The following is a 14,089-nucleotide window of genomic DNA, read 5'->3' as shown; positions in this document are numbered from 1 at the left end:
GCATGACTCCCCCTTTTACATCCATCCAAAAAACTGGATTGGCTTGGTTAAACTTGCTTAGGGCGTGTCCTCATTCTCATTTGCTTTTCTGCTCAAATTTTTGGTCATGGTATGACCGTCTCGCTATTGTTTTGTTGATGGCAATATTTGCTCATCTATCATAATTACCGCAAAGAATAAAAAGTTGCTCACTATGGTTTTCCCATTATCTTTTAGAGATTTTAAAAGCTACAGCTTACGCTTAGGCGTGCTCGCGCTTCCTATTTTAATTACTCAGTTTTGCCAAGCAGCACTTGGTGTGGTCGATGCTATCATGGCAGGTCAAGTCTCCGCGCTTGATTTGGCTGCCGTCGCCGTTGGCTCTGGTATTTGGCTGCCGCTGTTTTTATTAGCCACTGGTATTTTAATCGCCACCACCCCTCTTATTGGTGAGGCGATTGGTCAAAATAAGCACCATCAAGTACCGCATATCACGCAGCAGTCTTTATGGACCGCCAGTGTCATTGGTATTATGGGCTTTATCATCGTTAATTTAGCACCCAATGTACTTGGGGTCATGGGTGTGCCTGAAAACATCCAACCGATAGCAACGCAATATTTGCATGGCGTGTCGTTTGGTTTTCCCGCACTGGCTGTCTATGCGGTACTACGCAGTTATTGCGAAGCACTTGGCCGACCTGAGCCGGTGACAGTGATTAGTATCATCGGACTACTTGCCGATATTCCCCTTAACTATATTTTTATCCACGGTCTGTTTGGTATGCCCGAAATGGGCGGCGCAGGCTGCGGGGTCGCAACGGCCATTGTGTTATGGATAAACGTTTTATTACTGGCGGCTTATACCAGCTTTACTAAGCGACAGCAGTTTGCCAGCACGCGCTTCTTTTATGCCTTTGCCAGTCCTAATCGTGAACAGATTAAAAAGCTCCTTAAACTTGGTATTCCGATTGGTATCTCTATCTTTTTTGAAGCCAGTTTGTTCAGCTTGGGCGCTCTTGTTATCAGTCCATTAGGTGAGCTAGCAACCGCATCGCATCAGGTGGCATTAGCAGTGACTTCCCAGCTGTTTATGATTCCGATATCGGTCGCGATGGCACTGACAATCATGGTATCCAATCGTTTTGGCGAAAAAAACCTCATGGCGTTACGTCAAGTGCAAGCCACTGGTCTTATCTGGACAGTATTGATTGCGCTCACTTGTATGATTGGTATTTGGCTATTTAGGCCACAATTGGCAGCCGCATTCTCTGATAACCCAGCCGTTATCACGCAATCTATGCATTTACTTATTTTTGCCCTTGGTTATCAGCTATTCGATGGCTGGCAAGTCAACGTCGCTGGTATATTGCGCGGCATGCAAGACACCACGATCCCAATGTGGGTCACGTTGTTTTGTTACTGGCTGGTGGCATTGCCACTCGGTGTTTATTTGGTGCGCTTCACCGATATAGGCGCACAAGGGTTTTGGATGGCATTAATCACAGGTTTATTCTTATCGTCTATTCTACTCACCCTACGCCTGCGCTATCAACAAAAGCGTCTGACGACGATGTGGGGTTAATGCATCAGCTATACTGATGTAAATGCAGTATCTACTAACCATGACTAGCGCTACATGGTCACATAGACTATGATAAATCATTAAGCATTTCTTACTCGTAAGAAATGCTTACGTCATAATATGTAAAAAAACTCAGTTAACAACTGTACATCGATTGCTCATTGCCATGAATATAGGTATCATTAGCAATTACCTACACAATATTTAGTTACACTATTTCTTGAAATTAGTAGAAGGCAAAATTAAAACTATGGATATTGAAAAAATACGCACCCTAATCGCCCTCATGGAAGAAAGTGAACTGGTTAATTTAGAAATCAGCTCAGATGATGAACACATCAGCTTAACTCGTCACTATGATGCGCCTGCACCAACCATGATGGCCGCACCTGCTGCTGGCATTGCCCCTATCACTGCTGAAGCAAAGCCAGCGGTAAAAGCGGGTAGCGTTGAGACATCGCCGATGGTTGGTGTTTATTACTCAGCCCCTAGCCCTAATGACCCGCCATTCGTAAAGGTCGGACAAAAGGTGCAAGCTGGTGACACATTGGGCATCATCGAAGCCATGAAAATTATGAATCCTCTTGAGGCAACGCAAAGTGGTGTCGTTGACGAAATCTTAGTCGATAACTCCGAAGTGGTACAGTTTGGTCAACCCGTCATACGCTATAGAGCTTAACGACACTATTTACCAACCTTTACCTCATTATGATAGAGATTTCGTTATCATTTGGCATTTTAGCTTGAGTTATTTTATCTTTATCGTAGCTCGATTTAATGGCGCATAAAATAACGACTCTATCAATGACCGCCGCTTCGACAAGGATGACCCCATGATAAAAAAACTGCTCATCGCCAATAGAGGTGAGATTGCCCTACGTATCGTTCGAGCCTGCAAAGCCCTTGGCATAGAGACCGTCGGTGTCTACTCCACAGCTGATGCAAACTTGATGCATCTGCGCTTTGTTGATGAGGCAATCTGTATTGGCAAACCCAATGCCAATCAAAGCTATCTTGATATCAATACTATTTTAACCGCAGCTGAAATCACTGGTGCCGACGCTATCCATCCGGGTTATGGTTTTTTGGCTGAAAATGCTGAATTCGCTGAACGCGTCGAAGAAGCAGGTCTCACTTTCGTTGGTCCTAATGCTGACCATATTCGATTAATGGGCAATAAAGTCTCTGCTATTAATGCGATGAAAAAAGCTGGCGTACCGACCGTCCCTGGTTCAGTGGGCGCGGTAACGTTGCATAATGCTGAAGAGCAAGCACGCCATATCGGCTTTCCGTTATTGATTAAAGCCGCTTCTGGCGGCGGCGGTCGCGGTATGCGCGTGGTTGAGCGCTTTGAAGAAGTCATTGGTCAAGTACAGGCTGCTAAGCAAGAAGCTGAGCTGTGGTTTGGTGATGATACCGTGTATATGGAACGCTACCTACAAAATCCGCGCCACGTAGAGATACAAGTGCTTGGCGATGGTAATGGTAATGCCATTCACTTATATGATCGAGATTGTTCATTGCAACGTCGTCACCAAAAAGTATTAGAAGAAGCTCCTGCGCCTGATATCCCTGATGATGTACGTCAGCCTATCTTGGACGCTTGCGTCAAAGCATGTGAGTTGGTGAAATATCGCGGTGCGGGTACTTTTGAGTTTTTATTTGAAAATAATGAATACTTTTTTATTGAGATGAATACTCGTGTGCAAGTTGAGCATCCGGTAACTGAGATGATTACTGGCATCGACGTGGTCGTCGAGCAGCTAAAAATCGCAGCCGGCTACGGTTTGTCTTATCGTCAAAGCGAGATTGAGATTCAAGGCCATGCCATTGAATGTCGCATCAATGCTGAAGACCCTGCGACCTTTATGCCTTGTCCTGGCACAGTCACTCAGTTATTTGCCCCCAGTGGTGCTGGTGTACGCTTTGACTCGCACCTCTACCCGGGCTACGAGATTCCAAGCTATTATGACTCATTGATTGGCAAGCTTATCTGCCATGGTCAAACGCGCCAGCAAGCTGTCTCTAAGACGCTGCATGCACTCGATGAATTGGTGATTGAGGGTATGAAAACCAATATCCCGCTGCATCGCGATGTCATTTTGGCAGATGAGAATTTTATTCACGAAGCACAAAATATTCATTACCTTGAAAGAGAGCTTCTAACTGGCAATAAAAAGAACGCGGATGTATAACCTACTTTGATTTCTTGTTAAACATAAAAAAACCGCTACCTATTTAGATAGCGGTTTTTTATGCTTTCATTGTAGAAAAAATGGTTTTAAGTTTTATAAATAAAGAAAATGCTACGGTAATACTCTATTAAAATTCATAAAGCATTCATTACCATCAGGATCCGCACACCACTGCATTTGGTTGCCATCGTGGTTTAAAAACGCAATCAATGCTTCGTCAGTTTGGTCGATTTGGTTACCTGAACAATCTACCTCATTATTGTCATAGACTGTTTTTAGCGCAATAATGGGCAGCCCTTCTTCGCGGTGCGTGATTAGGTAACGACCATATGTCCACTCTTTGCCACTCACTGCCCACATCTCATTATCGGCCGCAAAATTATATAGCTCGCGGCACTGGTTTGCTTTTTTAGCAGAGACCTTTAACTGGTTGTTGGTATTTGGCTTAATATTAAGGACGCGATTTTCACTCTGCACAAGGACACCGCCTTCTGTGCCAGCAGTTACTTCTGGCTCATCACTTTTTGTCTGGTTCAGCTCTTTTGCTACAGCTTGTCTGGCTTTGGCTTCTTTAGTCATCGTGATACTACTGTCTAAGTCGATTTCCCATTGTCCTGCGATAGCTGGGCTGATATGAGTGGTAATAGTCGGTTTAGTGACCACTTCGCCATTTACTGGCAATGACGCCAAAATAGCAGCCAATGAAAATGAAGCAAGTGAGATAGGTTCCATAATTAACCTTTTGTTTATAATAATATAATAGTATGAGTTATGTACATTAGCGTAAGTCTTAGACATCAAAAACACAAGTAACATTATGCTATTAGTCGCGATGCTTTAGCCAACTGCAAGATAGGCGATAGTTATAAATGTCTACTTTCTGCATATAGACTGTCGTTTTTCATGCAAAAAATAACGCCATCGCTTTACTTGCCAAAGACAAGAAGCGACAGCGTTATAGCTACAAGTTATTAAGACGATCATAAAAACATTAAGCAGTGGCAGTACTAACTGCTTGAGCAAACGCTGATAATGCGCCTTTAAGCATCGCTGATACAGTACTGCTACAAGTGCCAATGCCAGAATAAACTTCACCATCTACATTTAGTTGGATATAAGCCGCCGCATTTGCATTAGTTTTGTTGTCATTATTGGTATCATCATCGATGCCATCACTGCTATTGTGCTGCGGATTAATCGCATGCTCAGCGTAGTTGATGACATGTATCGATTTACCAGTGTGCTGGGCAAGGCCGTCTATAAACGATGATAATGGACCATTACCAGTGCCATCAATATTAATGATGTCCCCATTCATTTGTACTTGACCAGTAAAGTAGACTTCACCGCCTTTATTATTGACCGTATAATCTAACAACTCAAAACTGCCTTGCTGTAGATACGTGTCTTCAAAGGTTTGTAAGATTTCATCATTCTGCAATTCACGAGCAGCTGATTCAGCTTGCTTCTGTACCACGCCGCTGAAGTCAATTTGCATCCAGCGCGGCAAATTAAAGCCATAGTTGCGCTGCAAGATATAAGCCACACCGCCTTTACCAGACTGGCTATTGATACGTACCACATCCTGATAACTACGACCGATATGCGCCGGATCAATTGGCAAGTAAGCCACATCCCAAACGTTATCCGTCTCGTTTTGATGCTTTTCGTTATAATCGAGAGATTTTTTGATGGCATCCTGATGTGAGCCGCTAAAGGCCGTAAAGACCAATTCGCCGACGTATGGATGACGCGGATGTAAAGGCAAATTGTTACATTCGCTGACCACTTGTACAATTTCGCTCATGTTACTAAAATCAAGCTCTGGATCGATACCTTGACTAAACAAGTTCATCGCCATGACCATGATATCCATATTACCCGTACGCTCACCGTTACCCAATAGCGTACCTTCGATACGATCGGCGCCCGCTAATACCCCAAGCTCTGCTGCTGCAACCGCACAGCCACGGTCATTATGCGTATGCAAGCTAATAACGACATGCTCACGCTGGGCAAGATGACGGCAGAAATATTCGACTTGGTCGGCAAAAACATTGGGCATAGACGCTTCAACCGTCGCTGGCAAGTTTAAAATTACTTCCTGCCCTTGTTGTGGTTGCCATACTTCACAAACCGCATCACAGACTTCTACAGCATATTCAGTTTCCGTTTGACTAAAGCTCTCTGGTGAATACTGGAATACCCACTCTGTTTCTGGGTATTTAGCCGCATACTGCTGTAATAGCTTGGCACCAGTAACAGCAATTTCTTTGATTTCAGCTTTGTCTTTACCGTAAACCTTTTCACGTTGTACACGGCACGTTGAATTATAAACATGGACAATCGCACGCTTCGCGCCTTTCAATGACTCAAACGTACGGGCGATCAAGTGCTCACGAGCCTGTACCAATACCTGCAAAGTCACATCGTCTGGGACGTGATTTTCTTCGATAAGTTTACGAGCAAAATCAAACTCAACCTGCGCCGCTGATGGAAAGCCAATTTCAATTTCTTTAAAACCAACCTCAACCAACGTTTTAAAAAAACGCATTTTTTGTTCGATCGTCATCGGGTCAATCAGTGCTTGGTTGCCATCACGCAGATCCACACTTGCCCAGATTGGTGACTTTTCAATCGTTTTGCTCGGCCAAGTACGATCTGACAGCGATGGCGCAAAAGCAAATGAACGATACTTTTTATAATCAAAAGCGGCATTTTTAGGTGTAATCTTTGCAGTCGTTGAGGCTACAGTGCGTTTGGCTTGGTCAGACATAATCAATCCTTAGATGATATGGGAATTTATGTTTTTAGCTGGACGGCTGGTGATTAGATCAATGTTTATCATACGAGATAACCAATGTTTATACCATAATAATATCAGAGTTTATGCAATAGAAATCAGCTTTCTTTGATAATATATGACACTATTTTAGTGAAAAAGTGCAATTTACTCAGTATAATTAGATGAATTCACTAATAAAGCAACAGATCATGCCAAACAGTCATCTGGATAGTCCACATTTAGCCGATATTGATGAGATCGATCGACAGCTCTTGCGCGTATTGCAAACTCAGGCACGTATGAGTATCACCGAGCTTGCCGAACGCGTCAACCTGTCAGCCACGCCTTGTGCACGCCGTATTAAACGCTTAGAAGATGCTGGTATTATCACAGGTTATCACACCAAAACGGACGCGCAAAAACTTGGCTACCCGCTCGCTGTCTTTATTGCGATTAGTATGGATCGCCATACGGCTGAGCGCTTTGAGCAATTTGAGCGTAAGATTCAGAGCTTTGATGAAGTCATTAGCTGTAGCATTGTCACGGGTCGTACAGAAGACTACCTTATCAAGGTAAGGGTACGCGATATGGCACATTATGAGGAGTTTTTATTACATAGGCTCAATCGTATCGAAGGTGTCGCTCAAGTGCATACCAGTTTTGAGCTGCGAGAAATATTTAATCGTAGTGTGGTTTAAATGGTAGTCGGTGGCTGTCGACGAAACAATAGCAACAGCACCAATCCAACCATCAATCCAGCGGCGGCAACGAGTAACCCTGCATTGAAATTGTCGTCCTGCCCTGCCAATGCTACCGTCACCAATGGTCCCAAGAATTGACCCAATGCATAAGCCAAAGTTGCCAATCCTATCAGCAAATTTGAGTAAGCAGGATTGATGTTTTTAATCAAAGTGAGCGTCATCGAAACCATACCCACAAAGGTCAAACCTAAAATAGCAGCATTGCCGTACAAACCAATAGCGCCGTCGAACCATATGGGCAGGCACATCCCAAATGCTTGTAATATCGTTAAGCCTATTAACGTTTTAATTTCACCAATTCGCTTGGCAAGTGCGCCCCACAGTGGATTTGATAACATCGCAAACACACCAACGACTAGCCAAATGAGCAATCCAGCATACGTCTGCGTCGTGAGGCGCTGTGCTGCCATGACTGGCAAAAAAGTCGCAGAGGTAATATAACCAAAGCCTGCCAGTACATAGCTCGCTGACAGCAAAGCAATAGCCTTACGATGACCAGCAATGGCCTCATACAAAGCGCGCTTAAAGCTCAAATAGGTTTGATGCACTGACACGTGCTGTGTAGGATCAGTCAGCAGCGAGTCGGAACCCTGTGCTTGTCTTGGTTTTACCGCATAGAGTAGCCATACCAGAGGTAAGCTTGTAAAGCCTGCTACCAACCAAATGACATCAAAATGATAGCCCAATATTAACAACCACCACGTCAGTATGGCAGAGGCACTGATGCCCACACCAATACCTGCGTAGTGTACTGCCGACAGTACAGAGCGGCGTTCAGGACTTAAGCTTTGAATCACAAACGATGAGCTCAAAATCATCGCTACACCGCTTGCAATACCTGCGATTAGACGAATGAGATACCATAGAGTTAATGACATATCAGGTACGACAAGTAGCATCGTTGTGACGACACTTATAATTGCCCACAGTGTCAGCGTTTGCCACGTCGAACGCTGAGGCACAAACATGGCAATGAGGGCACCGATAAAATAACCGATGTAATTGATAGAGGCAAGCCAGCCTGCAATCGTCGTTGAAATCGACAGTTGCACCATAATATCGGGCAAGGTGGCAGTAAAGAGGAAGCGTCCATAGCCCATGACGACTGCCATGCAGTACATACCGATACAGGCAATGGCAGCTTCATTGGTAATATGAGGAAAAGCACGGCTTTTGAAAGCAGTCATCATGACAGAGCCATTTTTGCGGCCATTAGCACACAATCCTTTGTGTTAGAGCATTCAAGAGCAGCAGCGGATTAATAATCAAACATACAAGCGAAAACTACGATACGTTTACTGTTGGTGGCATGGTCACATCTGTTTCTGTGTGTCCTAGCATTTGTACGCGTTGATCACTAAACATATCCATATCAGGTGCCAGCGTACGCATAAAGCGATCAAAATAGAGCATCTGCTTGGTCAATAAAGCAAAGTCACGTGGGAAATGAATACCATGGCGCTTACCGACTTCTACAATCTCAAGCATCATTTTATTTAACTCATCGGCTTGCTCTTTACTATTAAAAGGCACACCACTGGTAAAGGACTTGTCCTCCGCCATAATAGTCTTCATCATACGCTGCAAATCATTACCCAACGCCACTACATCGACTTTATTGCCACCATGGGTCATTTCCATATCAATCATATGGCGCGCCATCGCTTGATAGTCACTGTCCTGCATGGCTTGCATCATACCCATGCACGCACGCCAACTCTCAGCTTTTAGCTTACCGACAATACCAAAATCCAAGAAGCCGATACGACCATCGGTTAATAGCATCAAATTGCCCGCATGCAGGTCAGCATGGAAACTGTTGCACAGCATGAGACTGGCAAACCACGTATTCAAGGTATCCGCCATGACTTGCGCAGGATCAGCACAATACTGACGCATGAGCGACTCATCGACCATAGATACGCCGTACAAGCGGCTCATGGTTAATACACGCTTGGTCGTCAGCTCTTCATATACTTTGGGTGCTACCACGCGCGTATTGCCTGATACGGCTAAGAACTGCTGAAAATCGCGGATGTTTTGTGCCTCAGCGATAAAGTCCGTCTCGGCAAGCATGCGCAGGCGAATCTCATCGATAATCGGCGCAATACTGGCAAACTTCATCGACGGCATCAGAATCTCAAGTAATTTAGTCACCCCATGCAATACGCCCAAATCGGTTTGCATAATGGTCTCGACGTCAGGCTTTTGTACCTTTAATACGACTTCATCGCCATTATGCAACCGTGCCGCATGCACTTGCGCAATAGAGGCTGATGCTAGTGGCTTTGAGTCGATATGGGCGAACTTATCAGCGAGCGTCATGCCATCAACCGCCAACTCTTCTTTCAATACCTGCTCGATATAAGCATAAGACAGTGGCGTGGTCTGATCCAAACAGCTCTGGAAAGCTTTTACATATTCGCGTGGAAACAGTGACGGCGTACTGGCGATAAACTGACCAATCTTGATATAAGTCGTGCCCAACTGCTCAAACGTTTCTTTTAATAATGTGGCATCAGGCTTTTCACCTTTTGCCACTCTCAGCGCAGATAAACCTGCCACGCTGGCTGTTTGGCGAACACGGTTCATGACATTGAAGGTATGCTTTAATAAATGCGGACGATGAATTTTCATAAAAAACAACTATGGCCATAAGAAAGGTTTTTGAGAATAGGCGATTATAAATAATGACAAGTTACACAGCTACTAATGAACAATCACTAATGACTACTACAGACAGGACACTGCGCATCTTGGCGATAGCCCATCAGCCGTTGCTGCATCTGGCTACCATCCCATATTAATAGTTTATTTGTCAGTGGATTTTTGGTTAATCCCAAATACTGCAAGGCAGCATTCGCTTGCAAATTACCCATGATAGCAGTGGTACTCGCTAGCACACCTGAGTTAGCACACGTACGCTCATCAGCCGCTGCATCAAGTACTACCGAACCAAACACGCAGTGATAACAACCAGTGTTTAGTTGCGGCTCAAACAGCGCCAACTGACCTTGCATCGCAATTGCTGAGGCAGATAATAGCGGGATTTTATAGCGCACGCTAATACGATTGATGACATCACGCGTCGCAAAATTGTCAGTGCAATCTAAAAGCAAGTCAGGCTTGCCTGTCGCCATATCGAGCAATTCATAAGCATTGTCTTCGCTTAATCTTGCCACTGTACCGCGAGCGGTAATTAAAGGATTAATACGCTCTAACATTTGCGCAGCTGTTAGCGCCTTAGGTTTACCGATATCCTCAGGTAAAAACAGCGTTTGGCGCTGCAAGTTGCTGGCTTCAATGACGTCATCATCTATCAGATGAATTTGCCCAAGTCCTGCACGCACCAGCGTCTCAGAAGCAGGACAACCAAGCCCGCCTGCCCCTATCATGACCACACGAGCTGACTTTAAGCGTAATTGAGCGTCAATATCCCAACCGTCTAATAATATTTGCCTTGCATAACGCAGCAGCTCTTCATCCAACAACTGCCCTTCATCTGATGTGTGCGCCATATTTATTACCAATAACCTATTATTAAAGAAGTCTACTAACAAAAATCTGATGACTTAATTTGACCTAGCGTAACACGATCATTACCACCATAATCTTGTACGGTACGCACAGATTCAAAGTCACTATCTACAAACAACTTGCGAACGGCATCACCTTGGTCAAAACCATGTTCGATAGCCAGTAGCCCACCGACACGCAAGTATTTCGGTGCCTGTCCTACGATATGCTCTATATCGGCAAGCCCATGATTGGGGGCACTTAAGGCACTAATAGGTTCGGCTACAAGGCGTGCTAAATGCTCATCTTCCTCATCGATATAAGGAGGGTTGGATACAATCACATCAAATAATAGCTCGTCATGACTGGGCAGCTCGTCATACCAACTGCTTTGTATAAACTCAATATCAGCAACATCATTGATAGCTGCATTGTGCTGAGCAACCTTGAGCGCTGCTGGCGACATATCCACCGCAACGACTTGCCAGCTTTCTGCCTCACTGTCTGAACGCTGCGTATTTAACTCGTGAGCGAGACTAATCGCAATACAGCCTGAACCTGTCCCTAAATCCAGTAACCGTTTTGGGCTGCTGACACTGTTTGGCTGAGATTTTATCCAAGTTAATACTTGCTCAATCAGTATCTCAGTATCAGGTCGCGGAATTAAAGTGTGCTCATTGACAGTAAATATCAGCGACCAGAACTCTTGCTGACCCGTCAAATACGCAAGTGGCATTCCTTGCTGCATCTTCGTTACACCTGCATTGAATTGCTCAAATTCGCTGTCTGTTAGCTGATAACCTTCATCTGTCATCAACGCTATCGCAGGCTTATCAACGACATACAACAGCCAGTCCGTTAGCCAAAATGACGGTAGCTTGCTGTTCTCAGCCTCATTCATCCATTGCTGGATGTGCTGCTTTATCTGACGAATATTTGATGCGGTCATATATAGTTCTTAAAAATAACGTACATAGCGAATAATAAGATAAAAACCAGATACAACCACCGCTCTGAAACACGTGGCCGCTCTTTGGTATCACTTAAGTTTGGATTAGACTTGGATAACTTATCCCCCATACCATTACTACTGTTTCCATCACTGTTGTCATCATCACCATAAATGTCGTCGTTGTCACCAATGACGATATGCTTATCGACATAGTAAATCAGCGCTAGAATCGGAATACCAATCGCAAAGGTAAAAATGAAGAAAAATGGATAGCCCATATTATCGACGATAGCGCCTGAATATCCGCCCATTACTTTAGGAATCAACGTCATGAGTGATGAGAAAATAGCGTACTGTACTGCCGTAAAACGAATGGAGGTCAACGCTGATAAAAAAGCAATAAATACCGCACTGGCCAGCCCTGCTGCTAAGTTATCAAATATGACCGCAACATACATAAACGGCAAACTGCCTGGGTTGTAAGTTAGTAGCACAAATAGCAAGTTAGTAGCACACGCAAGAATTGCGCCGATCATCATGGCATGCATCATACGGAAACGCTGTGCCAATAGCCCACCTAAAAACCCACCCGCAATCGCCATAATCACGCCGACGAGTTTCACTGCATTGGCGATATCTGTTTTACTAAAGCCCATATCCTGATAAAAGACGTTGGAGATCACGCCTGCCACAATGTCTGAAATACGATACAGGCCAATGAGTGCCAGTAATAAAAATGCCTTTTTACCATAGCGTCTAAAGAAATCTAAAATTGGCTCAACCCAAGTGGACATTGCCACTTCTTTTTTGACCAAACCTACTTGTACGAGTGCATAACCTGCAGCCATCGCCACACCCAAGCTTATCAGCAGATGTAATGTTTCTACAAAGAAGCTAGAAAACGCGCCTTCAAACTCTGGCAGTACTGGTCCCATCAATATATAAGCAGCGATAAATGCGATCACTGAAAACACAAACAATGCTACTAATCTCACGTAGTCTTCGCGAGTTTCCGCAACCAATGGCGCTTTATTGATAATTTTTGGTTGATTGATAATGAAGTACAACAGCAGTAAAGGAGCACAAGCGACCAGCGCCAAAAAGTAAAACTTAATCGCTGGCATGACCATTAACGGTATCATCGCCAATGTGCTATCGAACACTGTATTAATCAAAATATTGATCAGATAAATAATGCCAAAAATCAGACCTGGGATAAGTAGTAAAGCAGAATAAATAAGAAATACTTTTAAATTGCCCTTTTGCTTTTTACTTTGCAACGTTTCAGCCGTTGGCTCATAGCTGGCAAACGTGGTTAATACTCCTAAGGTCATGACACCTGCCATAATGTAGTAAGTATTTCGCCATGCCTCATAACTATAAAAAGTCTCATTCGAGCCAAAAAAATCTGCCAAATATAACGCGCCTGCCCCCGCAACGATCATGCCGATACGATAACCCGACACATAAATAGAGGATAGAATAGATTGCATCGATGGCGGCGCAAGCTCGATGCGGTAAGCATCAATCACGATATCTTGGGTGGCAGAAGAAAAGCCAAGCAAAACCGCAGCGCCTGCCATGTAGACTAAAACGTCTTCACTAACTGGATTAACATTTGCCATCAAAAAGATAGCCAATATGATAAGCATCTGTGATACCACCATCCAACTGCGACGACGACCCAACCATTTGGTCAAAAATGGCACAGGAAGCGCATCTATTAATGGCGCCCAAATAAACTTAAACGAATAACCCAGTGCCGCCCAACTAAACATGGTCACAACACTACGATCAATGCCTGCCTCTCTAAGCCAAAGTGATAAACTTGAAAAAATAAGCAGTATAGGAATACCCGCTGAAAAGCCCAAAAACAACATGATAATGACACGAGGGTCTAAATAAGCCTTTGCAGCCTCTCCCCATGATTTTTTGACAGCTGGTTGATTGGGTGGCACAGATTTGACAGCAGACATAATCGCTCACTAGCACTTAAGAAAAAAAACACAACCGCGCACAATTTTTATCAATCATTAGCATCATCTATCGGTAATTGACACTGATAAATAGCACTGATAAACGGGATCGATAAAAATTGCTTAACGTTGCACAAATACAGCCATTACAACAAAATTGAATTATGGTACTTGAGAACGCTGACCTTGACTAGACATTCTAACGATATTTTTGCATTAACCTTTCTTTCCACTGGTTAATAAAACCTAGCTGATAGACTAGGGTTTACTTTCATATTAAGAATAGCTATAAAAATAAGGAAAATATCGTATTTTGCATCATAACCGTTTTATATAAACCCCT

11 protein-coding genes are annotated in these 14,089 nt (G+C 43.9%); 4 read left to right on the top strand and 7 right to left on the bottom strand.

Going from position 1 to position 14,089, the window contains the following annotated elements; translation table 11 throughout:
- The first annotated feature begins 193 nt into the window (after positions 1-193).
- The 3 genes from JFC08_RS07860 (at position 194) to accC (ending at position 3,756) form a co-directional block, all read left to right on the top strand.
- Positions 194-1,561: an MATE family efflux transporter gene (locus JFC08_RS07860; RefSeq protein ID WP_198330321.1), complete on the top strand. Its 1,368-nt coding sequence runs from the start codon at positions 194-196 to the stop codon at positions 1,559-1,561.
- 250 nt (positions 1,562-1,811) lie between these two features.
- Positions 1,812-2,240 (top strand): acetyl-CoA carboxylase biotin carboxyl carrier protein, encoded by a 429-nt coding sequence (accB, locus tag JFC08_RS07855; RefSeq protein WP_045447773.1) that lies wholly within the window; start codon positions 1,812-1,814, stop codon positions 2,238-2,240.
- A gap of 154 nt (positions 2,241-2,394) precedes the next feature.
- Positions 2,395-3,756: an acetyl-CoA carboxylase biotin carboxylase subunit gene (accC, locus tag JFC08_RS07850; RefSeq protein WP_198330320.1), complete on the top strand. Its 1,362-nt coding sequence runs from the start codon at positions 2,395-2,397 to the stop codon at positions 3,754-3,756.
- A gap of 111 nt (positions 3,757-3,867) precedes the next feature.
- Here accC and JFC08_RS07845 read toward each other — a convergent pair whose 3' ends face one another.
- Positions 3,868-4,488: a hypothetical protein gene (locus tag JFC08_RS07845; RefSeq protein WP_198330319.1), complete on the bottom strand. Its 621-nt coding sequence runs from the start codon at positions 4,486-4,488 to the stop codon at positions 3,868-3,870.
- A gap of 259 nt (positions 4,489-4,747) precedes the next feature.
- A complete protein-coding gene (gene leuA, locus JFC08_RS07840; protein WP_198330318.1) occupies positions 4,748-6,532 on the bottom strand; it encodes a 2-isopropylmalate synthase in 1,785 nt (594 codons plus the stop codon).
- Between the two features lie 218 nt (positions 6,533-6,750).
- Here leuA and JFC08_RS07835 point away from each other — a divergent pair, with 218 nt between their 5' ends.
- Positions 6,751-7,239: an Lrp/AsnC family transcriptional regulator gene (locus JFC08_RS07835; protein WP_045447764.1), complete on the top strand. Its 489-nt coding sequence runs from the start codon at positions 6,751-6,753 to the stop codon at positions 7,237-7,239.
- Here the strand turns inward: JFC08_RS07835 and JFC08_RS07830 are convergent.
- From JFC08_RS07830 to JFC08_RS07810, 5 genes are all read right to left on the bottom strand, one after another.
- Positions 7,236-8,492: a YbfB/YjiJ family MFS transporter gene (locus JFC08_RS07830; RefSeq protein WP_198330317.1), complete on the bottom strand. Its 1,257-nt coding sequence runs from the start codon at positions 8,490-8,492 to the stop codon at positions 7,236-7,238. The two genes, JFC08_RS07835 and JFC08_RS07830, sit on opposite strands and share 4 nt — an antisense overlap.
- 94 nt (positions 8,493-8,586) lie before the next feature.
- A complete protein-coding gene (locus JFC08_RS07825) occupies positions 8,587-9,939 on the bottom strand; it encodes an ABC1 kinase family protein (protein ID WP_109591308.1) in 1,353 nt (450 codons plus the stop codon).
- A gap of 86 nt (positions 9,940-10,025) precedes the next feature.
- Positions 10,026-10,820: a HesA/MoeB/ThiF family protein gene (locus JFC08_RS07820; RefSeq protein ID WP_193009171.1), complete on the bottom strand. Its 795-nt coding sequence runs from the start codon at positions 10,818-10,820 to the stop codon at positions 10,026-10,028.
- Positions 10,821-10,855: 35 nt separating this feature from the next.
- The gene (prmC, locus tag JFC08_RS07815) at positions 10,856-11,767 is read right to left on the bottom strand and encodes a peptide chain release factor N(5)-glutamine methyltransferase (protein ID WP_193009172.1); all 912 of its coding nucleotides are present in this window, start codon (positions 11,765-11,767) and stop codon (positions 10,856-10,858) included.
- Positions 11,764-13,746 carry an AmpG family muropeptide MFS transporter gene (locus JFC08_RS07810; RefSeq protein WP_193009173.1) on the bottom strand — a complete coding sequence of 661 codons (1,983 nt, stop codon included), beginning with the start codon at positions 13,744-13,746 and terminating at the stop codon, positions 11,764-11,766. The genes prmC and JFC08_RS07810 overlap by 4 nt, the downstream gene beginning before the upstream one ends.
- Positions 13,747-14,089: the final 343 nt, after the last annotated feature.

It is taken from the genome of Psychrobacter cibarius, assembly GCF_016107535.1.
Taxonomy (GTDB): Bacteria; Pseudomonadota; Gammaproteobacteria; order Pseudomonadales; family Moraxellaceae; genus Psychrobacter; species Psychrobacter cibarius.
This window is presented reverse-complemented; position numbering and strand designations above follow the sequence as displayed.